Source organism: Clostridioides sp. ZZV15-6383, from assembly GCF_020657735.1.
Classification (GTDB): Bacteria; Bacillota; Clostridia; order Peptostreptococcales; family Peptostreptococcaceae; genus Clostridioides; species Clostridioides difficile_D.
In genome coordinates, this window is the sequence record NZ_JAGWCV010000028.1 from 1 (window position 1) to 21,759 (window position 21,759).

Here is a 21,759-nt window from a genome sequence, read left to right on the forward strand (position 1 = left end):
TAACGATACCACTATTTTTTAATGTAGCTGTAATTCGGCGATAGCCATATCTACCATTATGATCTTGAAAAATAGACATGATTTTTTCTTCGATATCTTTATCTGGATTTTCACTATGAAATCTCTTCTACCAATACATATATGTTGATTTAGGAAATTTAGTAGCTTCAAGAAGAATAGATAGTTTAAATTCCTTACGAAGATCATAAATTACTTTTGCTTCGTATTGATTTTTAACCTTTCGGGAACATTCATCCCTGAAGCACGCAGCTTTTTTAGAAATGCAAGCTCCGCTTTTAAAAGTTGATTTTCATATTCTAATTCTTGTTCTCTTGTTAATTTATTTTTTTCTTCTTTAGTTTTTTTGCTTTTATTCATTGATAGTCTTCCTTTCGTTTTAGACAAGGCATCGACACCACCATACAAAAGTTTTTGTTTCCATGTTGCTATAAGTGTACTATTGTTCATTCCAAAATGGTTAGCGACTTCTTGTGCACTAGATTTAGTTGTTATCATATAGTTTATAACATCTAGCTTGAACTGTATAGTATATAAAGTATTTTTATTTTTTATTTTTAGACCATCCTCTCCTAATGTATTATATGCATTAACCCATCTTTCAACCTGAGAATGGTTAGCAATTTCATATTGTTTTGCGATTGAAACATATTCTCCTTCTCTATTTAAATAGGATTTAACTACTTTTAATTTGAAATTAAAATCGTATTTAGCCATATAAAAACACCCCAATCATTAGAGTTTTGGTCCAACAATTGGGGTGCAGTACATTATCTATTTTGAGACAGCCCCTTCTGTTAAATTTATATTTCTAGAATTTATGTTTTTTATTTATACAACATTAACATTAATTTTGGGAAAAATATACTTTCTGCCAACATCAAAATAAATGTGTTTCTAAAGCACGATTTGTTTTGAATTTTCACGTATATCTACTTCTATGACTTTTTCTATTGTATCGCCTCTAAAACCTAATAAATTACTCGTCAAGTTTGCAGTGGAACAAGAATGATTAGGTATAATTCTTATTCTATCACCAATTTTTATATCAGTTTCATCATTTACTTTAATTTTTCCAACTTCTTCTGAAAGTGAATCAATAGTAAGTTCTGGATGTCCACAAACTCTACCATAGCCAATAATACTACTATTTCCATGTGCACCTTTATCAAGTCCAAGGCATTTACTTCCACAATCAATTAAATAGTATCCACTGCTATTTTTTGAGATTACAGTGCACACAACTGTAAGAGCACACATATCTTCAGTAGCACAACCTAGACCTATCTGTATAGCATCATAGTATACATAGTTTCCAGGTCTTACAGCAGTTATTGTTTTAGAAGCAGCTTCAGCCTCAACTGTTGGAGTACTACCAGAAGCTACTATTTCTATATTGAATCCATTATCAGTTAGAACTTTGTATGCTTTTTCCATAGAAGAATCTTCTTGAATACAAACATCTGGAACTCCTTCATGGGAACTACAACCATACACTTGACCTGGATGTGAACTTATACCAACAATTTTGATATTTTCCAGTTTTGAAATTTCAGTAGCAAGTTCAACTACTTTTTCTGGCTCAACTCCAAAACGATGTAAGCCACAATCAACAATAATAAGCAATTTACATTCAATTTTAGCTTTAGCAAAAGCTTCACTGTAAGCTTTTGCACATTCTATATTGTCTGTAGCACAGATTAAATTTATTTTTGATGCCATAACCACAATTCTATTTATGTTTACCTCTCCCATGTAAGGATAAGCCAACATAATATCTTCAAAGCCTGCTTTTATCAAAGATTCAGCTTCATCAAGTGTTCCAACTAGAAATCCGTCAGCACCTGCATTTTTTTGAAGTCTTGCGATATATGTACTCTTATGTGTCTTGAGCATAGGCCAAAGTTGTTTATTATTCTTTGTACAAATTTGTTGAACTGTATCGATATTCTTTTCTAACTGGTCTAAATCTAACAAAAAACTTGGAGTAGCAATTTCTGAAATTTTCATGTCATTTACCACCTTTCAACAAAAGTAAAATTAGTTATAAGTATTAAAGTTATTATATTAATAATATCAACTCTATAATATTAATAGCTTATAATTATATTATAAAACCAGTGTGGATTGAGAGCAATGTTTATTTAGATTAATTAGAATTTTCAATAAATTACTGTGATTTTAAATTATTTCTACAATATATTTTTAATTTCATACGAATTTTATTTTAATTAGTTTAAGGATGTATTAATAGGGTATCATTGAATGAGTAAAAAAGTGATGTTTAAATAGAATAATCAGACTATAAATATTGGAGATAGTAAACATGAGAAAAGTAGTACTTTACATTTCAATGAGTTTAGATGGTTATATAGCCGAGGAAAATGGTAGTGTAAGTTTTTTAGATGAAATATCTTCAGATTTTAAAAATGAACAGGAAGAAGATTATAATACTTTTTATGATACAGTTGATACTATTATTATGGGAAACTCTACATATACACAGGTTGTAAATGAATTAAGCCCAAATGAATGGTACTACAAAGGTAAGGAGTGTTATGTATACTCAAATACAGTTAGCGGGATAACTGAAAATGTAAAGTATACGAATTTAGAACCTAAAAAATTAATTGAACAAATTGGAAAAGAGAAGGATAAAAAAGATATTTGGATAGTTGGGGGAGGTGATATAGTAAAATTATTTATGAAAGAGAACCTAATTGATGATTATTATATATATATATTGCCAATAATATTGGGGAGAGGAATTCCACTATTTAAGTCTAGTATAGACAAGACTAATTTGAATTTTAAGAAAACTAGTAATATTGGAGAACTTGTAAAATTGGAATACAGTAAAAAATAAAGAGAGAGTATATGACAATTTGTTGCAACGTTATGAAATAAATCATTTAAAAGGCTTTTGGATATATGAATTGACATTACTTGTCAAATATGTTAACATATAAACGACTTATCGGAGGGTGTATTAAAAAGAATATGCTGGAGAAGAGAGTGCGTTAACTCTTTTCTCCTTTTTTTATAAAATCAAGTATTTATAAATTTGGTATTATTATATAATTACACTATCTAAAAAATTAAGAAAGGAGAAAAATATGAAATTAATTTTAAGTTATTTAAAGAATTACAAGTTATTAATAGTATTAAATATACTGGCTATATTTAGTTTTGCATTAGTTGAGTTGGGTATTCCAACCATAATAGCTAAAATAATTGATAATGGTATTGCAAATCAAAATATAGCTTACATAAAACAAATGGGAATAGTGATTGTTATTATTTCTATTATAGGGGTTGTAGGTAGTATATTGTTGGGTTATTGCTCTGCAAAGGTGTCAACAAGTGTAACTAGGGATATAAGAAATGATATATTTGAAAAATCTCAAGAATTTTCACATACTGAATATAATAAGTTTGGAATTTCTTCAATGATTACAAGAACGACAAATGATGCATTTCAAATTCAGCAATTCGTGAATATACTACTAAGGACTGCTTTATTAACTCCAGTTATGTTTATCGTAAGTATAATAATGACAATTAGAACAAGTGTGGAACTTTCTGTAGTATTGGCTATATCAGTACCTTTTATAATTGTTGGAGTAGCAATAATAGCGAAAGTTTCTCAGGCAATATCTTCAAAACAACAAAAAGGACTAGATAAATTAAACCTTATATCAAGAGAAAATTTAACTGGAATAAGAGTAATTAGAGCTTTTGGAAATGATGATTATGAAACTGAAAGATTTGAAAAAACAAATATATATTATGCTAATGTTTCTAAGAAATTATTTAAGCTTATGTCAATTACTCAACCAGCGTTCTTTTTACTATTGAATATAGCTGTTTTGGCTGTATTTTGGATTTCAAGTGAGAAGATAAATATTGGAGAACTTCAAGTTGGACAGTTGGTTGCATTTTTGGAATATCTTTTCCATGCTATGTTTTCGATTATGCTTTTTTCAATGGTGTTTATTATGTATCCTAGAGCAGAGGTATCTGCAAATAGAATAAAGGAGCTTTTAAATGAAGAACCATTGATAAAAAATCCTGAAAATGGAATTAAAGAGACTGAAAATAAGGGTATCATAGAATTTGATGATGTAACTTTTACTTATCCAGATGGAGAAGCTTCTGTACTTAAGGATATTTCATTTACTGCAAAGACAGGTGAAACAGTTGCCTTTATAGGAAGTACTGGTAGTGGAAAAAGTACTCTGATTAACTTAATACCTAGATTTTATGATGTAACAGAAGGTAGTATTAGGATAAATGGAGTAGATATAAGAGACTATGATTTGAAATCTTTAAGAAAAAAGATAGGATTCATACCTCAAAAATCACTGCTTTTTACTGGTAGCATAGCAAATAATATTAGATTTGGTAAACATAAGGCAGGAGAATCAGAATTAGAATATTCCGCAAAAGTTGCACAAGCATATGAGTTTATATCAAAAAAACCTAGAAAGTTTGATGAGCTAATTAGTGAAGGTGGAGCAAATGTGTCCGGAGGTCAAAAACAAAGACTTTCTATTGCAAGGGCTATTATAAGAAGACCTGAAATATATATTTTTGATGATAGTTTTTCTGCACTTGACTTTAAAACTGATGCAATACTTCGTGCTAAATTGAAAAAAGAAACAAAAGATGCAATTGTATTGATTGTTGCACAGAGAATAAGTTCAATTATTGATGCTGATAAGATTATAGTACTCAATGAAGGACAAGTTGTTGGGATGGGAACTCATAAAGAATTATTGAAAAATTGTGAAATATACTATGAAATTGCAACATCTCAGTTGAAAAAGGAGGAGTTGGAATAATGAAAAAGTCTAAAGGTTTTAAGAGAACAATTGGTAGACTTCTTCCATTTGTAAAGAAATATAAATTTTCCTTTATTATAGCTATTATATGTATAATTTCAGCAGCTACTATGAATGCAATTGCTCCTAAGACAGAGGGATTAATAATAACACAGTTGACTAAAGACGTAATTCGTATAGCAAAAGGAGTACCAGGAGCATCTGTAAATTTTAATTATGTAATAAAAATATTGATGATTTTAGCAGGGATATATGTTGCCAATGCAATTTTTACGTATACTTCAAGTTTTCTACTTACAAATGCTATACAAAATACAATGAGAGATTTGAGAAATGAAGTAGAAAATAAAATAAGAAAACTGCCAATTAGTTATTTTGATAGCAATAGTTTTGGAGATGTATTAAGTCGTATATCAAATGATGTAGATACAATATCAAATGCTATGCAACAGAGTTTTATGCAAATTGTAAATTCAATTTTAGTCATAATTTTGGCACTTTCAATGATGTTTACAATTAACACATATATGGCTATTATAGCTCTTTTTATAATTCCGATTAGTTATTTTGTATCTAAGTTTATAGTTAAAAAATCTCAAAACAGATTTTCATTACAACAAAATGCTCTTGGAAAACTGAATGGAAAAGTACAAGAGATGTATACTGGATTTAATGAGATAAAATTATATGGAAAAGAAGAAGATTCTATAAAAGAGTTTAAAAAGGTAAATCAAGAACTTTGTGAAAATGGATTTAAAGCACAATTTATATCAAGTATGATGAATCCTATGGTTTCATTAGTAACTTATTTTGGAATTGCAGCAGTAGCAGTTGTCGGTTCTATATATGCAGTAAGTGGAGGGATAACAGTTGGAAATTTACAAGCCTTTGTACGTTACATATGGCAAATAAATCAGCCTCTTTCACAAATGACTCAGTTATCTACTGTAATACAATCTTCTTTTGCAGCAATAGAACGTGTATTTGAAATTTTAGATGAAGAAGAGGAAATACCTGATGTTGAAAATCCAGTTAAGATAGAAAATGTAAAAGGTAATGTTACATTTGAGCATGTTAATTTTGGATATGGAGAAAATTCAACTTTAATAGAAGATTTAAATGCAGAAATAAAAAGTGGTCAGATGGTAGCTATTGTTGGACCTACTGGAGCAGGTAAAACAACTTTAATAAACTTATTGATGAGGTTTTATGATGTAAAGAAAGGTGCTATTAAAATTGATGGAGTAGACATAAGGGATATGAAACGTAAAGATTTGCGTTCAATGTTTGGTATGGTACTTCAAGATACATGGCTATTTAATGGTACTATTTTTGATAATATAGAATATGGCAGATTTGGAGCTACTAAGGAAGAAATTGTACAAGCAGCGAAAGTAGCAAATGTTCATCACTTTATAACTACTCTTCCTGATGGATACAATATGTTCTTAAATGAAGAAGCATCTAATATATCTTTAGGGGAAAAACAGCTTTTAACTATAGCTAGAGCTTTTATATCAGACCCTTCAATATTGATACTTGATGAAGCTACTAGTTCTGTTGATACTAGACTAGAGCTTATGCTTCAAAAAGCAATGAGAAATCTTATGAATGGTAGAACTAGCTTTGTTATAGCACATAGACTTTCTACAATTCGTAATGCTGACTTAATTTTAGTTATGAATAATGGAAGTATTATAGAGCAAGGAAATCATGATGAACTGATGGAAAAAGGTGGATTTTATGAGAAGCTTTATAACAGTCAATTTGCAGATACCGAATCTGAATAGATAACATAAACTTTTGTATAAAATTTTGTAGCAAATTCAAATATTAATCATATAATTAAAAAGAGTATCAGTAAGTTGTTTTTTTATATATTTACTGATACTCTTTGATTTTAAGACCAAAGGTACTTATTTATAATTGGTACTTATAATTCGCAACTAGTCTTACTATATCTGATAACCAGAATTACAGTACTTTTCTTTTTTACCTTTTTGTTCTCTAACATATAACAATTCGCTTAACTTATCAATGTAATAACAATCATCGCTTATGCGAATTAAACTAGTCAGATAATATCCATCTTTGCTTCTAGGAATTTTTTTATTTATTGCTAAATCAATAGCTGTCTTTGCTGCTTCAAAATGCTTTAAATGTGTATGACCTTCTTCAAAACTCTTTCTAGTATTATAAACTACATAACCTTTTTTAACTTGAAAAACTATAAATTCTTTCTTTTCATATATTTTATTAAACATTCAATCAGCCCTTCTCAAGATAGTTTTATAGCATAACATTAGAAGCTTCTAAAAAATTTTACAAAGAACATAAATATTTTATAAATTATAAATCTAAAACTATAATTCATAAAGATAACCTTCTGATTACTTACATAATAATTCATATAGATTAAAAGTAAATTATCTTTAGGTTAAACAAAAGTAAAATAAAAGACTAGTTATAATATTTATATGAAAAAGTACAAAATATAGTATAAGAATATAGAAAATTTAAATTATTTATTTACAGTTTTTATTTCCATAAGTGTATTTACCTTCAGATACCTTGTCATCATGAAAGTATATTCTTTCACAGCTTTTATCTCCCCATAGAATGTTTTTTGTTATTTTATGAGATGTGTCTCCTGTAAATACTTCAGCCACAGTAGTATCTGTAACATCACAATAAAGAGAAGCTAATTTTTTAAACCAAGGATTTTCCTCAAATCTTAAAAGCCAAGAAGCTCCATAAGGACAATGTAACTCTTCAAATTCAGGAACCCAGCCTAAGAATGGGACATCAGTTGTGCTAATAATATTGTCTGCAATTAATTCATCTCCATTTTCATGAGCCCTTTCTCTCATAGCAATAGCTTTTTCTTCAGACCTTTCAAATAAAACTTTCTTTAATATTTCGATAGTTTTATCTTCACCAAACTCCTCAAATAACACTTTAGAAAAATAAAAATATAAGTCACCAAAATGCTTGCATGCCATACGAACTTCTTCAATAGCATAATCTTTGTCGACAGTTTCATTAGTTACAACATCTTTGTTCAAAAAAATCACTCCTTAGAATAGTATTAGTTACAATATAATTATAGAATATTTTTTATAAATTAGGAAATTAATTTGAGATAGATATATTTTTAATAAATGAAAGTATAATACTAAAATATTTTATTGTTACAAAAATCTTCTAAATTAATGTATTTAGGAGTTTCCATATGAATTAGAGTAGTTCTGTAAATGTCTTCAACACACCCATTTGCAATGTTATTAAAATATCTGTATGTCCTTTTAATGTTATTTCAAGCCTTCCCTCATGTGACAAGGAATCGAGAGCTAATTTTTTTTATTCTGTACATATAATTGTTAAACATCTTGTCAAATTCAGTATTTTGAGCATATGAAACTATTGTTGTGTGAAATAATGTATCGTATTCTGCAAATGAGTTTAAATTTTTGTCACCTAGTAAAATGTATTTTTGTTTATCTAAAAGATATTTTAGTTTACTTATAGTTTCAACTGCTCTAGTTTCTTTGTATTGACTTGTAATTAAAAAAGTGCAAAACTCTTCTATTGCGGAGCGTATTTGGAATATCTTTTAAAAAATATTCTAAACCTTAATCTTATATATTAGTGTTTTTATTATTGAATTTATGTGATTATTGGGCTATTTATCTTTTTTTATTGATTTAATATTTTCTTTGATTTTATTTAAAATATCTGTATGCTTATTAGAGCTTATATTGGGGAATGCTTTGATTATACGTCTATGAAGTAATTTGTGATTAGACAATAAAGTATTAAGTTTATTTTTAAGCTCGTCAATACGATTTTTAGCATAGCGATAGTTTTCTTTTTCCTTAAGTATTTCAAACCTATCTTCTAAAGTCTCAAGTCTATTTTCAACTAAAGATTCAATTTTGTTTTCGATAGTTTCTTGTGTAATAAGCTTGTAGTACTCTTTCTTATCTTTTAATTCCTTAATTATAAGATTGATTTGTTTTAACTTACCATTCAATTGTAAAATTGTATGTACTGTAACCACTAAATCTAAAACAAAATAAACTTCTATAGATATAGCAAGTATAAATAGTACATTTTTAGGTATAGAGTTTATAAAATCAACTACAATAGGATGTACTATAAGCATTACAATTAATGATAATACACCAAACATAAGTGAGTTTTCTAGACAAACTCTTCCATGAATATTAAATCTATGCTTAGAATAATCCCACCAAGTCATATTAAATATTTTTTCTAAAATAAAGCTCGTAAAATACTCCATTATACTAGTTATAATTATACTAAACAAAAATAGTAATGGAATATTGTGTACAAAAGGAGTCAAGGTAGCAACTATTGCTAATGCTCCAAATCCATATATAGGACAAAATGGACCATTTAAAAAACCTCTATTTACAAATTGTTTTTGTAAAACTGAACAATATGTAGTTTCACAACACCATCCTATAAAACTATAAATTACAAAATAAAGAAATTGAATATAAAATGTACTCATAAGCACCTCATTTCTAGTTAATATAATACTATATACTCGATATTTTATTTTTATGATTAATTTACTTAAAATTCAATTTACATATTGATTATACCAATTTATAGAAATTTATCAAATTCAATTACAGTTATAATATTATATATGATTACAATAATGAAGTTTTATTTAAAATAAATAAGGGTGCCAAGTATAACCAAACTAATAGTTGTAGATACTCTACACTATGTTAGTTTAATTATATTTGACACCCTTATATTTACGTTATGACTATTTACATTCGAAGCTAGAACAACATGTTTCAATGTAAAGATTTACTCTATCAGTTTCAGGAGCAACCAATATATTATCAAGTGTACATAAGCTACCATCTTTATTGTATTTACAATTTTTTACAGTACAAACTAATTCTTCACAATTTCTATGATTAACATTACTAGATAGATTGCTATAAATAGATTCATCTAAAAATGAACTACAACAAGTATGTCTGTCATTATGAGCTTTTTCACCATTTATAAAAATTTTATCTGCATAACATATATGGCTGTTGTTATGTGAACAGTTAATTACATTACAGTTTATTCTTTCCAAAGTTATTACCTCCTAAACGATTATTTATTATAAATTATGTCCATATAGTTACAAGAATATAACTTTTAAGAGAAAACTAACTTTTAGAAAATATCTATTCTTAGAGCAATTTGAAATATAAATATATTTTCTTCTAAAATTTACCTAAATTGTATAAAAACTTACAGCTTGGAGAAAATAATAGAAAAAGGAGGCGTAATCAATGTTTGAAAAGAAGAAAAAAGAATTATTTCCTTGGAAAATATCTGCCTTAATACTAGTTGGAGTATTTGTATTAAGTAGTGGAGTTTATATAGGGACAAGATTAAAAAACAATGGAGTTCAAACTGGTGAAGTTGTAAGCACTAGTGCGAATATGAATGAAAAATCAAAAGAAGCTTTTGGATTAAATAAAAATTGTGAAGTTTGGCTTCAAAGTGAAGGCGAAAATGAAACTAACTATAAGAGAACACTTACAATGGCTGGGATAGTTCCAGAGTCATTATTAGATAAGACAAAATCAGAAATAGTATCATATTTTAAAAAAGAGTATCCAACTAAAGAAATAAAAATCATGGATAAAAATGAAATCATACTTGTAGAATCTAAATATAATGATAATAAAGATGTACAGGCAATGAATGCTACTATAAAAGGTAAGTATACTATTGAAAATGATAATGGAAACATAGCATTATATAAATATGATAATAGTGGAAGTAAAACACTAGTAGAAAAAACAAAAATAAGAGTAGATTCACTTCCTAAAACAGTTCAAGATGAAATCAAAAAAGGTGTAGTTATGGATACTGAAGAAGAAGCATATTCAAGATTAGAAGATTTTGCAAGTTAATATTAAGTAAATTAATACTAGTTCAAGTTAAATACTAAGTAAGTTAATGTTAAATAATTTAATATTAATAAATTAGTATCAAGATTGTAGTCACATTTAATTCCTATAAAAATACAATAATTTATTTGTAAGAAATATAAAAGTTATATTGAAGTAAAAAGCTTGCTTTAATATAACTTTTTTATTTGATTTTATATTTTACATACACCATTTTATGATTTGTTAATATTATTTATGATATAATAATTTAGAACATAAGTTTTTATGAGAAATACATTTTGGTATTTCTTTTATTTTTAGGGGGAATTTTAAAAAATGATAATATTGGGGATTGACCCAGGTATAGCTATAGTTGGATATGGTATAATTGAATATAAAAATAGTAAATTTAAAGCAATAGATTATGGAGCAGTGACAACACCTGCACATATGAATATATCCAAGAGATTAGAACTTGTATATAAAGGAATTGATACAATAGTAAAGAACTACAATATAGATGAAGTTGGAATGGAAGAATTATTCTTTAATAAGAATGTAAAAACAGCTATAACAGTAGCACAAGCTAGAGGTGTTACTATGCTTGCGTGTGCCCATAATGGTAAGCCTGTATATGAATACACTCCACTTCAAGTAAAACAAGGTGTAGTTGGATATGGAAGAGCAGATAAGGCACAAGTTCAGCAGATGGTAACTTCATTTTTAAGTTTAAAAAAAGTTCCAAAGCCAGATGATGTTGCAGATGCTCTAGCTGTGGCTATTTGCCATGCTCATTCAAACAAACTTGAAAAAACTCTAAAGAATATAGGTGGTAAGTATGTATAGTTATATAAAAGGTACAGTAGAAGAGATTTATATAGACAGTATAGTTGTAGAAAATAATGGGGTAGGATATAAAATAAATGTATCATCCAATACAATAATGAATTTACAAGTGGGAGAAGCCACAAAAATATATACTAAATTAATTGTAAGAGAAGATGATATGAGTCTTTGTGGTTTTGTAAGTAGAGAAGAACTTAAGATGTTTGAACTACTAACATCCGTATCTAAAATAGGACCTAAGGTGGCGCTTTCAATACTATCATTTGCATCACCAGCACAGTTAGGGGCATATATTTTAAGTGAAGACATTGGAAAATTATCCAAAGCTCCTGGTGTTGGTAAAAAGACAGCAGAAAGAATTGTCTTAGAACTTAAGGATAAGGTAGACAAAAATAACATAGAGTTTGAACCAACATTATTGTCACAAAAACCTACCTTGATATCTCAAAATGAGTCTGTAGATGCACTTGTAGCTTTAGGCTATACTTTAGCAGAATCAAAAGAGGCAGTTCAAAAATGTAAAAAAGATGGTATGAATACAGAAGCTATTATAAAGAAAGCACTTACATATATAATGAGTAAATCCTTGAAATAATATCTGGATTTTAAAACAATATTTTAAGGATTTTATGTAAATTTGAAAATATATAAAGTAGATTTTCAAAAGTACGAGAGGAGGGGTATAAATGCAAGGTTTTGAAGATGAAAATAGGATAATAACTTCTACAATGAAAGTGGAAGATATAGATATAGAAAACAGTCTAAGACCAAAAACTTTAGAAGATTATTTAGGTCAAGAAAAATCCAAAGAGCAACTTAGTGTATTTATAGAGGCAGCTAAATCGAGAAATGAGCAGTTAGACCATGTGCTTTTATATGGACCACCAGGTCTTGGAAAAACTACATTAGCCAGTATAATAGCCAATGAGATGGGTGTAAATTTAAGAATTACATCAGGCCCTGCAATAGAAAGAGCTGGAGATTTGGCAGCCATACTTACGAATTTAAATGAAAATGATGTTTTATTTATAGACGAGATACACAGAATTAACAGGAGTGTTGAAGAAGTTTTGTATCCAGCAATGGAAGATTTTTGTCTAGATATAATAATAGGAAAAGGACCATCTGCAAGAAGCATAAGACTTGACCTTCCTAAATTTACACTTATAGGAGCTACTACAAGAGCTGGTATGCTTACAAATCCACTTAGAGATAGATTTGGTGTTATTTGTAAATTGGATTATTATACAGTTGATGAGCTTTCAAAAATAGTACTTAGGTCATCAAATATTTTAGATGCAGAAATACAGTCTAGTGGTGCATTAGAACTTGCAAAACGTTCAAGGGGAACTCCAAGGATAGCAAATAGATTACTAAAAAGAGTTAGAGATTTTGCACAAGTAAGAGCTGATGGAAAAATAACTGATGAGGTAGCAAAAGATGCTCTAGAACTCTTAGGAGTTGATAGTTTGGGGCTAGATTTTGTAGATGAGAAGCTTCTCATGACTATAATAGAAAAATTTAGAGGAGGACCAGTGGGTCTAGATACATTAGCAGCTTCTATTGGAGAAGATAGAAATACAATAGAAGATGTATATGAGCCATATCTGCTTCAATTAGGATTTATAAATAGAGGACCTAGAGGAAGAGTAGCCATGCCATTAGCATATGAACACTTAAAAATTCCATATACTAATGAAAAATAAAAATAGATTATATAAGTATTTATAAAATAAAATAGTCATTAAATTAAAATATTTCTGAAATGGCTAAAAATTCAAATATATCCACAAAATGGTAATTATATCTGTAGATACTGTGGATAAATACACTTAAAATTGTGTGTACTGCATCTATATATTGTGGATAAGACGTGTATATCGTGGAAAAATATCTATATATTGTGTATGTTAAAAATAGCGATTTCTTGATAGATTATGGTAATATTGTGGAAAATAAGTTGTTTTTTTGATATTATTGTAGCTGGAGAAATTTTAAGAGAGGAAGTTTAACATTGAAAACAAGTGATTTTAAATTTGATTTACCACAGGAACTTATAGCTCAAGTTCCTATAGAAGATAGAGCTAGCTCAAGACTGATGGTATTAGATAAAGAAACAGGAGAGATTGAGCATAAAGTATTTAGAGATATAATAGAATATTTAAATCCAGGGGATTGTTTAGTCTTAAATAATACTAGAGTTATACCAGCTAGACTAATAGGAGAAAAGCTTGAAACTGGAGGTAAAATTGAATTTTTATTATTAAAAAGAACAGAGGAAGATACTTGGCAAGCTCTAGTAAAACCGGGAAAAAGAGCAAAAGTAGGTACTAAATTTTCTTTTGGAAATGGAAAGCTGATTGGAGAAGTTGTAGCTTTATCAGACGAAGGTTCAAGAATTATAAAATTCCATTATGATGGAATTTTTGAAGAAATCTTGGATGAACTTGGGAATATGCCACTACCTCCATATATCACTGCTAGATTAGATGAAAAAGAAAGATACCAGACTGTTTACTCAAAGCATAACGGTTCAGCAGCAGCACCTACAGCAGGGTTACATTTTACAGAAGAGCTGTTAAGTAAAATAAAGGAAAAAGGTGTAGATATAGCCTTTATAACTTTACATGTTGGTTTAGGAACTTTTAGACCAGTAAAAGTAGATGATGTTTTAAATCATAAGATGCATTCAGAATATTATATGGTAAGCCAAGAAGCAGCTGACAAAATAAATAGAGCAAAAGAGAATGGAAATAATGTAATATGTGTTGGAACTACTAGTTGTAGAACTATAGAATCAGCTTGTAATGAAGATGGAAAGATGAAAGAAACTAGTGGATGGACGGAGATATTTATATATCCAGGTTATAAATTTAAAGTTTTAGATAAGCTTATTACTAATTTTCATTTACCAGAATCTACACTAATAATGCTAGTAAGTGCTATTTGTGGAAAGGATAATGTTTTAAATGCATATAATGAGGCAGTAAAAGAGAGATATAGATTCTTCAGTTTTGGAGATGCTATGATTATAAAGTAGGGAGGTAATTGATGCATAGTTTACAAAAACAAAAAAAGAATAACCCTATATTAAAGATTGCTTTTATATTTGAACGTGTTTTAGCAGTAGTAGTTCTAATAGCTGTATTTCTAGGAACTATAGATGTGTTAAGACTTATGTGGGGAGCATATATTGTTGATTTTCAAAATCCTGTACAGTACAGTCAGCTTAATGATTTTTTAGCACAAATATTACTTTTAGTTATAGGTGTTGAACTTGTAGTAATGCTATCACTTCATATACCAGGAGCATTTATTGAGGCATTACTTTATGCTATAGCTAGAAAAATGTTGTTGCTTCCTAAAAATGAAGGTATGATAGATGTTTTAATAGGAGTTATAGCTATTGCAGGACTGTTTGCTATAAAAAAGTTTTTGGTAACAAAAGACAAGAGTGCTCTTAATATAACGAGTATTCATGATGAAGATGCAATTAAAGAACAGCAGAATAAAGAAGATGAAGATAAATCTGTTTAAACAATATATTGGATAGACCATTATAAATATATCTTAAGAAATAATGAGAAATAAATATTATTAAGGAGAACTTTATGTACGCAGTAAGATACGAATTGATAAAAACTTGCAAGCAGAGTGGTGCAAGGTTAGGAAGATTACACACTCCACATGGAATTATTGAAACACCAATATTTATGCCAGTTGGAACTCAAGCAACTGTAAAATCTATGACACCAGAAGAATTAAAAGAGATTGGTTCACAAATAATACTTAGTAACACATACCATTTATATATGAGACCAGGTCATGAACTTATAAAAAGAGCTGGTGGTCTTCATAAGTTTATGAATTGGGATAAACCAATACTTACAGATAGTGGAGGATTCCAAGTATTTAGCTTAGGACCTTTAAGAAAGATAAAAGAAGAAGGTGTAGAATTTAGGTCACACTTAGATGGTTCAAAACATTTTCTAACTCCAGAAAAAGCTATGGAAATACAAAATGCGTTGGGTTCAGACATAATGATGGCATTTGATGAGTGTGCACCATATCCAGCAGATAGAGAATATGTAAAGAATTCTTTAGAAAGAACAACAAGATGGTTAAAAAGATGTAAAGATGCCCATAATAATACAGACAAGCAAGCTTTATTTGGTATAATACAAGGTGGGATGTATAAAGACTTAAGAGAGCAATCAGCAAAAGAAATAACAAGTATTGATTTACCAGGATATGCTATTGGTGGGCTTAGTGTTGGAGAACCAAAACCACTTATGTATGACGTGCTAGAACATACAACTCCACTTATGCCAAAAGATAAACCGAGATACCTAATGGGAGTTGGTAGCCCAGATGATTTAGTGGAAGGTGTTATAAGAGGAGTAGATATGTTTGATTGTGTCTTACCTACTCGTATAGCTAGAAATGGGACTGCAATGACTAGTCAAGGTAAAGTAGTAGTTAGAAATGCAACTTACGCTGAAGACTTTACTCCACTTGACCCTGAGTGTGATTGTTATGCTTGTAAAAACTATTCAAGAGCTTATATAAGACATCTTATAAAAGCAAATGAAATATTGGGTGCAAGATTGATAACTACTCACAATCTTCACTTTTTATTAAATTTAATGAAGCAAATAAGACAAGCGATAATGGAAGATAGATTACTTGATTTTAGAAATGAATTTTTTGCAAAATATGGATATGAAATATAGGTTTTGCACTATTAATTATAATCATTTTAATATATAATATTCAATAGTACTCAAAGATAGAGAAAGTAAATTATTATACAAATATTTATTATGATTTACAAAAGAGTATAATTTACAAAGGAGTGAAAATTTAATGCCACAGCAACAAATAATGATGAGTGTAGGTCTATGGATAGTAGTAATAGCAATCTTTTATTTCCTAATGATTAGACCTCAAAAGAAAAAAGACAAACAATTAAAAGAAATGAGAAGTAGCCTAGGTGTAGGAGATAAGGTCATTACAATAGGTGGAATAGTAGCTAATGTAGCTAAAGTTGAAGATGATGTTGTAATATTAGAATTAGGACCAAATAGAACTAAAGTTCCATTTGAAAAATGGGCTATAGGAACAGTTAAATCTAAAAAAGAAGAAATAGAAGTAGAGTAAATTAGTAATTTAAAAGCCTTTTCTCGAATATATATTAATTTGAGAGGAGGTTTTTTTATGGGAAAATCTAATTATATTTTTAAAGGTCTTGGATATGCATATATAATAACTTTGGCTGTTTTATTAGTGTATAACTTATTTTTGACATTTACAGATATTGGTGGGGATAATATAACTATGGTTTCATCATTTATAACTACTATTTCTGCAGCTATAGGAGGTTTTTATACTTCAAAACACATGAAAGAAAAAGGACTTATGTATGGGCTTTTAGTAGGACTTTTGTACATAGTATGTATTTTTTTGACTGTGTTTTTAGCACAAGAAAAGTTTGTATTTGAAGTAGGAATGATTTATAAGTTATTGCTAATATCAGCAGCAGGAGGTATTGGAGGCGTATTGGGTGTCAACTTTAAATAGAGTTTATATTAAGGTAGTTTTATGATATAATCAATAGGAAACAATTAGAAATGGAGGCGTTGAAAATGGAAAATAAACATGTAAAAACTTTATCTCAAGCTACTTTAAAGCAAAGTGCTGCAAAAGGTGGATGTGGAGAGTGTCAAACTTCTTGTCAATCAGCTTGTAAAACTTCTTGTACAGTTGCAAATCAAGAGTGTGAAAGATAGAAAATTATTGATTTAGTTGTTTGTAAGAGGGTATCTCAAAGTGATTCTTTTATCATTATGAGGTATCCTCTTTTATTTTTTGTATGATTGTCTAGTAGAAAATTACTATAAAATAGGGATTTCTATCTTTGAACATAATCATAGATAGATAAGTGGTTCAGGAAGATATTAGTAGTGTTTGTGTTAGCAAATTATGTAAACACATAAAATATATTGAAAAATAATATTATATATAATATTATTTATATGTGGGAAATACGAATATAAAAAATCAAAAACAATATTCGGAGGACATAAATATGTTGAGCAACAAAAAGAGAAGTATGGCAATAGTAATGGCAGGAGCTACAGTTATGAGTGCAGCAGCACCAATATTCGCAGATAATACTGTATCAGAAAATGTTGATAAAAATTACACAGTAAGTGCGAAAGATTCCACTAAATTAATCGAAGAGGTTAGAAAAGCATTAGAAGTTAAGTTTGAAGATACAAAAGCAGGAGCAAATGTAAATGATAGAGTTTATGATATAAAAGTAGACAATGTAAACTTAACTAATGCAACTCAATTACAAAATAAAATAAACTCATTAACAGAAGGACAAAGTTTAAAAGTTACTATTCAAGATAAAGGGCATCAAGTTTTAGGTGGAAAAGTAGTTGACTATAAAGTTGAAAACTACAAAACAGCTCAAGAAATAGTAGATGCAGTTAATGCTTACAATGCAACTTTAGCACAAGATTCTGATAGCAAGTTGACAGCAACTATAAAATCTACAAGTACAGTTGAAGTCAAAAGAGCAAAAGACTCAACAAATGTTATTACATTAAATGTAGGAGACCAACATTTAGATTTCTCAAAAGTAATAACATCAGAAGATGGTACTTTTGAAGGTTATGAAAAGAGTTATAGTGACATAGAGTCAAAAGAATTACATACAATAACAGTTAAAAATGCAGATTTACAAGACATAACAGCAGAAGAATTATTTGACGGAATTAGATTAACTACATTAGGAAGGGAACTAGTTAATAAAGTTGAAAATGGATATGCTTTAACATTTGAAAATGAAGCAATCCTTACTCAAGAACAAGAAGATAGTGATGATAAAGATAAGCCAGAAAAATCAAGCTTTGATATAGTTTTAAGTAAGGCAAATGAAAAGCCAGAAACAATAAGCGTTTCAAGTAAAAACCATAAGTTAGCTAGAGATTTACATAAAGTATTAACTGATGTAAAAGACGGAAAAGAATTAAAAGTAGAAGTTTTATCTGGTGATTCAAGATTTACGACAGCAGTAGAAGTTAGTAAAGAGAGATTCAAAGATGGAGAAGCAGAAGCTATAATTTTAGTTGGAGAAGATGCTATAGTTGATGGCTTAGCATCAGCACCGCTTGCATCTCAAAAAAATGCACCAATATTATTATCTAAAAAAGATTCATTACCATCAGAAATAGAAACTGAAATATTAAGAGTACTTGGAAGTAATCTATCTTCTAAGAAAATATATATAGTAGGTGGAGAATCTAAAATATCAAAAGAAACTGAAGAAAAACTTTCTAAATTAGGTGTAAGCAAAGTTGAGAGAGTTTCTGGAGAAGATAGATTTGAAACTTCTTTAGAAATAGCAAAACAATTAAAAGATACATTTAAGACTGCTTTTGTAGTAGGTGGAAATGGAGAAGCAGATGCTATGAGTATATCAGCTAGAGCTGCTCAATTTGGTGCTCCAATAATAGTTACAGGCAACGAATTAGATGCAAATGCTGAAAAACTATTAAAAGGAAAAGAATTAGAAATAGTAGGTGGAGAAAATTCTGTATCAAAAGAAGTTGAAGACAAATTAGTTGATATAGATTTAAATAATAAAGTTGAAAGATTGGCTGGAGAAAATAGAAAAGATACTAATGCTAAAGTAATCAATAAGTACTACGCAGGTGCAACTAAAGCATATGTTGCAAAAGATGGTTATGTAGGTGGAAATGGACAATTAGTTGATGCACTTACAGCAGCACCACTTGCAGCTAGTTCAAAAGCTCCAATAGTGTTAACTACAGAAGAACTTTCTAAATCACAAGAAGAAGTAGTTGAGTTAAGACTTAAGAATGTTACTAAGTTAGTACAAATAGGTGAAGGAATAGCTAAAAATGCTATTGAAAAAATAGCAGAAAAAATAAACTTATTTACTAAGAACTAATAAGGTATAGGAATTAATATTAAAGTTTATTTAGATAATATATAGTTATACAATCTGTCAATATGTAAGACATAGTGTATATATTAGAAAATATATACAAATAATGAAATAAAAATAATAAGGATAAGGTATCTCATTTAGAATTAGATTGAGATATCTTATTTTATTTTTTGATTATAATATTATGGAATTCATATTATAAAAAAATTATTATAAATGATACTGCTTATAATGATTAAATACCTTATTAACATATATTATTTTGAATTTATTGCTTAATTAAATAAATAAGTTATAATGTTTTGAATTTATGGAGAATAAAAACTTTAAGTATATTGTTTGAGTTGTATGGATAACTATGGTATCATATATAAAATATGGTAACAAAACTGTAACTTTTGATTCAAAACGAACAAAAATACTAATAAAAAATGTGAAAAATATATTGGGGGTAGAGAATAATATGAAGAATAGTAAAAAGATATTAGCTATAGGACTTACACTATCTTTAGTAATGCTAAATACTCCTATAGTAAATGCGTTGACATCAGTTGACCAAATAAAAGGTAATGACAGGTATGAAACAGCAGCAAAAATAGCAGACAAGCAAAACTATAATACAGCAATACTAATAAATTCAGATAATAGCTTAGCAGATGGCTTAAGTGCAAGTGGTTTAGCTGGAGCTTTAAATGCACCTATTTTAATGACAAAACAAAATCAGATTCCAAATACAACTATGGAAAGATTAAATAAAGCAAATACTGTATATATAATAGGTTCAGAATCAACAATAAGTAAAAATGTTGAGAATCAGTTACTATCCAAAAAGAAGGTTGTACAAAGAATATTTGGTGAAAATAGATTTGATACAAGCATAAAAATAGCTGAAAAAATCAAAGAAATTAAGCCAATAGATAAAGTAATTATAGCCAATGGATTTACAGGAGAAGCAGATGCTATAAGTGCATCACCAGTAGCTGCTAGAGATGGAGTGCCTATAATACTTACAGATGGAAATAGTGTAGGATTTGACATAACAGGATTAAAGAGTTATGCACTTGGTTCTAGTGAAATAATCAGTGACGAATTAGTTAAGAGCACAAACTCTATTAGATTGGGTGGAACAGATAGATTTGATACCAATAAGAGGGTTATACAAGAATTTTATAAAAATAGTAAAGAATTTTATCTAAGTAAAGGATTGCAATTAACAGACGCATTGGCAGCCTCTACAATAGCAAAAAATGCTCCTTTAGTCTTAGTTGAAAAGGGTAGTAATAAGAGCATTTTAAGTGGTGCAGACAAATTGACTGTACTAGGAGGCATAAATCAGAATGTTATCAAACAATGTATAAATCAAGCTTCACCAAATCAACAAGGGTTATATTACAATCCAAATGATAGAGAATTTAAAGAGAGAATAAAGGGTAAAGTATATGCTCTTACAAAGCAATATAGAAAAGAAAATGGAGTGAGAGCTTTATCTGTAGCAAGTAGATTAGAAGGGCTAGCGAATGACTGGTCTAATTTGATGGCAAATAAGAAGACTTTATCTCATACAATAAATGGGAAAAATTCATATTCTACTTTTTTGAAGTACTTGGATTGGAGTGAGATTAAGCCTGGATATATTGCAGTTCAAGGTGAAAATATAATTAAATATAAAATTCCAGATAAACCTGTGTATACAAATAGAGATGCAGATGATATAGGAAACTTTATTTTTAATGAGTGGAAGACAAATCCAGAAGAAGGTACTAATATGTTACATAAAGGGTATGAAATAATGGGATTTGGTATAGCTATAACAGGGGATAAGAATCTATATGCGACACATGAGTTTTATGGAAGATATAAAGAATAAGGAAAATATACAAAAAGTTATGCTTGTGAGAAAATTATATAAATAATTAAATTATAATGAAAAATAACATTTATATTAATAGATTAATATAAATGTTATTTTTTTATAATTTAATTTGAAAAAATTGTATTAAAAAGTTTAAATATAATATAAAATGGGTAAGAAAGTAGTGAAAATTAAATGGCAAAATTAGGGAAATCTAATGACGCAAAACTATAGGGATTAAAGCTTTTAAAGCCATATCAGCCAGTTGCTAAAAAG

23 protein-coding genes and 1 riboswitch are annotated in these 21,759 nt (G+C 28.6%); of the genes, 15 read left to right on the top strand and 8 right to left on the bottom strand.

Annotated elements, in window-relative coordinates; translation table 11 throughout:
- From KGF42_RS20480 to KGF42_RS11435, 3 genes are all read right to left on the bottom strand, one after another.
- Window positions 1-94: IS3 family transposase (locus tag KGF42_RS20480; RefSeq protein ID WP_227826363.1), on the bottom strand; the 94-nt coding region annotated here is incomplete at its 3' end.
- Window positions 95-210: 116 nt separating this feature from the next.
- Window positions 211-735 (bottom strand): helix-turn-helix domain-containing protein, encoded by a 525-nt coding sequence (locus tag KGF42_RS11430; protein WP_227826347.1) that lies wholly within the window; start codon window positions 733-735, stop codon window positions 211-213.
- A gap of 180 nt (window positions 736-915) precedes the next feature.
- Entirely contained in the window at window positions 916-2,028 is a 1,113-nt protein-coding gene (locus KGF42_RS11435; RefSeq protein WP_227821994.1) for an alanine racemase, read from the bottom strand.
- A 316-nt stretch (window positions 2,029-2,344) separates the two neighbouring features.
- On the opposite strand from KGF42_RS11435, the gene KGF42_RS11440 reads away from it, so the two are divergent.
- The 3 genes from KGF42_RS11440 (at window position 2,345) to KGF42_RS11450 (ending at window position 6,652) form a co-directional block, all read left to right on the top strand.
- Window positions 2,345-2,884 (top strand): dihydrofolate reductase family protein, encoded by a 540-nt coding sequence (locus KGF42_RS11440; RefSeq protein WP_227821995.1) that lies wholly within the window; start codon window positions 2,345-2,347, stop codon window positions 2,882-2,884.
- Window positions 2,885-3,134: 250 nt separating this feature from the next.
- Complete coding sequence (locus KGF42_RS11445; RefSeq protein WP_227821996.1) at window positions 3,135-4,862, top strand: ABC transporter ATP-binding protein; 1,728 nt, start codon at window positions 3,135-3,137, stop codon at window positions 4,860-4,862.
- On the top strand, window positions 4,862-6,652 hold the full coding sequence (locus tag KGF42_RS11450) for an ABC transporter ATP-binding protein (protein ID WP_227821997.1): 1,791 nt from the start codon (window positions 4,862-4,864) through the stop codon (window positions 6,650-6,652). Before KGF42_RS11445 ends, KGF42_RS11450 begins: the two co-directional genes overlap by 1 nt.
- Before the next feature lie 165 nt (window positions 6,653-6,817).
- Here KGF42_RS11450 and KGF42_RS11455 read toward each other — a convergent pair whose 3' ends face one another.
- The 5 genes from KGF42_RS11455 to KGF42_RS11475 form a co-directional block, all read right to left on the bottom strand.
- On the bottom strand, window positions 6,818-7,126 hold the full coding sequence (locus tag KGF42_RS11455) for a hypothetical protein (RefSeq protein WP_054274787.1): 309 nt from the start codon (window positions 7,124-7,126) through the stop codon (window positions 6,818-6,820).
- Between the two features lie 261 nt (window positions 7,127-7,387).
- Window positions 7,388-7,936 carry a hypothetical protein gene (locus tag KGF42_RS11460; RefSeq protein ID WP_227821998.1) on the bottom strand — a complete coding sequence of 183 codons (549 nt, stop codon included), beginning with the start codon at window positions 7,934-7,936 and terminating at the stop codon, window positions 7,388-7,390.
- Between the two features lie 254 nt (window positions 7,937-8,190).
- Window positions 8,191-8,472, bottom strand: a complete 282-nt coding sequence (locus KGF42_RS11465; protein WP_227826364.1) for an FCD domain-containing protein — start codon at window positions 8,470-8,472, stop codon at window positions 8,191-8,193.
- Window positions 8,473-8,544: 72 nt separating this feature from the next.
- Entirely contained in the window at window positions 8,545-9,399 is an 855-nt protein-coding gene (locus KGF42_RS11470) for a putative ABC transporter permease (protein ID WP_227826348.1), read from the bottom strand.
- 267 nt (window positions 9,400-9,666) lie between these two features.
- Window positions 9,667-9,990, bottom strand: a complete 324-nt coding sequence (locus KGF42_RS11475) for a DUF1540 domain-containing protein (RefSeq protein WP_054274781.1) — start codon at window positions 9,988-9,990, stop codon at window positions 9,667-9,669.
- Between the two features lie 202 nt (window positions 9,991-10,192).
- Here KGF42_RS11475 and KGF42_RS11480 point away from each other — a divergent pair, with 202 nt between their 5' ends.
- From KGF42_RS11480 to KGF42_RS11535, 12 genes are all read left to right on the top strand, one after another.
- Window positions 10,193-10,822, top strand: coding sequence for a hypothetical protein (locus KGF42_RS11480; RefSeq protein WP_227826349.1), 630 nt, complete (start codon window positions 10,193-10,195; stop codon window positions 10,820-10,822).
- A 315-nt stretch (window positions 10,823-11,137) separates the two neighbouring features.
- A complete protein-coding gene (ruvC, locus tag KGF42_RS11485; RefSeq protein WP_107594742.1) occupies window positions 11,138-11,647 on the top strand; it encodes a crossover junction endodeoxyribonuclease RuvC in 510 nt (169 codons plus the stop codon).
- Window positions 11,640-12,242 (top strand): Holliday junction branch migration protein RuvA, encoded by a 603-nt coding sequence (ruvA, locus tag KGF42_RS11490; protein WP_227826350.1) that lies wholly within the window; start codon window positions 11,640-11,642, stop codon window positions 12,240-12,242. The genes ruvC and ruvA overlap by 8 nt, the downstream gene beginning before the upstream one ends.
- A 91-nt stretch (window positions 12,243-12,333) precedes the next feature.
- Window positions 12,334-13,353, top strand: a complete 1,020-nt coding sequence (gene ruvB, locus KGF42_RS11495; protein ID WP_054274778.1) for a Holliday junction branch migration DNA helicase RuvB — start codon at window positions 12,334-12,336, stop codon at window positions 13,351-13,353.
- Between the two features lie 308 nt (window positions 13,354-13,661).
- Complete coding sequence (gene queA / locus KGF42_RS11500; RefSeq protein ID WP_054274777.1) at window positions 13,662-14,687, top strand: tRNA preQ1(34) S-adenosylmethionine ribosyltransferase-isomerase QueA; 1,026 nt, start codon at window positions 13,662-13,664, stop codon at window positions 14,685-14,687.
- Window positions 14,688-14,698: 11 nt separating this feature from the next.
- Window positions 14,699-15,184, top strand: a complete 486-nt coding sequence (locus tag KGF42_RS11505) for a phosphate-starvation-inducible PsiE family protein (protein WP_054274776.1) — start codon at window positions 14,699-14,701, stop codon at window positions 15,182-15,184.
- Window positions 15,185-15,258: 74 nt separating this feature from the next.
- Entirely contained in the window at window positions 15,259-16,380 is a 1,122-nt protein-coding gene (gene tgt / locus KGF42_RS11510; protein WP_054274775.1) for a tRNA guanosine(34) transglycosylase Tgt, read from the top strand.
- A 133-nt stretch (window positions 16,381-16,513) separates the two neighbouring features.
- The gene (gene yajC, locus KGF42_RS11515; RefSeq protein ID WP_054274774.1) at window positions 16,514-16,807 is read left to right on the top strand and encodes a preprotein translocase subunit YajC; all 294 of its coding nucleotides are present in this window, start codon (window positions 16,514-16,516) and stop codon (window positions 16,805-16,807) included.
- 57 nt (window positions 16,808-16,864) lie between these two features.
- Window positions 16,865-17,227 (top strand): TIGR04086 family membrane protein, encoded by a 363-nt coding sequence (locus KGF42_RS11520; protein ID WP_003422821.1) that lies wholly within the window; start codon window positions 16,865-16,867, stop codon window positions 17,225-17,227.
- Between the two features lie 65 nt (window positions 17,228-17,292).
- Complete coding sequence (gene scfA / locus KGF42_RS11525) at window positions 17,293-17,436, top strand: six-cysteine ranthipeptide SCIFF (RefSeq protein ID WP_009891067.1); 144 nt, start codon at window positions 17,293-17,295, stop codon at window positions 17,434-17,436.
- A 299-nt stretch (window positions 17,437-17,735) separates the two neighbouring features.
- Window positions 17,736-19,631 carry a cell wall-binding protein Cwp8 gene (locus tag KGF42_RS11530; protein WP_227826351.1) on the top strand — a complete coding sequence of 632 codons (1,896 nt, stop codon included), beginning with the start codon at window positions 17,736-17,738 and terminating at the stop codon, window positions 19,629-19,631.
- A gap of 463 nt (window positions 19,632-20,094) precedes the next feature.
- Complete coding sequence (locus KGF42_RS11535) at window positions 20,095-21,498, top strand: cell wall-binding protein Cwp9 (protein ID WP_227826352.1); 1,404 nt, start codon at window positions 20,095-20,097, stop codon at window positions 21,496-21,498.
- A 172-nt stretch (window positions 21,499-21,670) separates the two neighbouring features.
- Window positions 21,671-21,756: riboswitch (cyclic di-GMP riboswitch) on the top strand.
- The last annotated feature ends 3 nt before the right edge of the window (window positions 21,757-21,759 follow it).

What these genes read in the sequence shown, in the direction of transcription:
- KGF42_RS11430 (WP_227826347.1), bottom strand. Translation starts at nt 735, where the DNA reads ATGGCTAAATACGATTTTAATTTCAAATTAAAAGTAGTTAAATCCTAT.
- KGF42_RS11435 (WP_227821994.1), bottom strand. Translation starts at nt 2,028, where the DNA reads ATGAAAATTTCAGAAATTGCTACTCCAAGTTTTTTGTTAGATTTAGAC.
- KGF42_RS11440 (WP_227821995.1), top strand. Translation starts at nt 2,345, where the DNA reads ATGAGAAAAGTAGTACTTTACATTTCAATGAGTTTAGATGGTTATATA.
- KGF42_RS11445 (WP_227821996.1), top strand. Translation starts at nt 3,135, where the DNA reads ATGAAATTAATTTTAAGTTATTTAAAGAATTACAAGTTATTAATAGTA.
- KGF42_RS11450 (WP_227821997.1), top strand. Translation starts at nt 4,862, where the DNA reads ATGAAAAAGTCTAAAGGTTTTAAGAGAACAATTGGTAGACTTCTTCCA.
- KGF42_RS11455 (WP_054274787.1), bottom strand. Translation starts at nt 7,126, where the DNA reads ATGTTTAATAAAATATATGAAAAGAAAGAATTTATAGTTTTTCAAGTT.
- KGF42_RS11470 (WP_227826348.1), bottom strand. Translation starts at nt 9,399, where the DNA reads ATGAGTACATTTTATATTCAATTTCTTTATTTTGTAATTTATAGTTTT.
- KGF42_RS11480 (WP_227826349.1), top strand. Translation starts at nt 10,193, where the DNA reads ATGTTTGAAAAGAAGAAAAAAGAATTATTTCCTTGGAAAATATCTGCC.
- ruvC (WP_107594742.1), top strand. Translation starts at nt 11,138, where the DNA reads ATGATAATATTGGGGATTGACCCAGGTATAGCTATAGTTGGATATGGT.
- ruvA (WP_227826350.1), top strand. Translation starts at nt 11,640, where the DNA reads ATGTATAGTTATATAAAAGGTACAGTAGAAGAGATTTATATAGACAGT.
- ruvB (WP_054274778.1), top strand. Translation starts at nt 12,334, where the DNA reads ATGCAAGGTTTTGAAGATGAAAATAGGATAATAACTTCTACAATGAAA.
- KGF42_RS11505 (WP_054274776.1), top strand. Translation starts at nt 14,699, where the DNA reads ATGCATAGTTTACAAAAACAAAAAAAGAATAACCCTATATTAAAGATT.
- tgt (WP_054274775.1), top strand. Translation starts at nt 15,259, where the DNA reads ATGTACGCAGTAAGATACGAATTGATAAAAACTTGCAAGCAGAGTGGT.
- yajC (WP_054274774.1), top strand. Translation starts at nt 16,514, where the DNA reads ATGCCACAGCAACAAATAATGATGAGTGTAGGTCTATGGATAGTAGTA.
- KGF42_RS11520 (WP_003422821.1), top strand. Translation starts at nt 16,865, where the DNA reads ATGGGAAAATCTAATTATATTTTTAAAGGTCTTGGATATGCATATATA.
- scfA (WP_009891067.1), top strand. Translation starts at nt 17,293, where the DNA reads ATGGAAAATAAACATGTAAAAACTTTATCTCAAGCTACTTTAAAGCAA.
- KGF42_RS11530 (WP_227826351.1), top strand. Translation starts at nt 17,736, where the DNA reads ATGTTGAGCAACAAAAAGAGAAGTATGGCAATAGTAATGGCAGGAGCT.
- KGF42_RS11535 (WP_227826352.1), top strand. Translation starts at nt 20,095, where the DNA reads ATGAAGAATAGTAAAAAGATATTAGCTATAGGACTTACACTATCTTTA.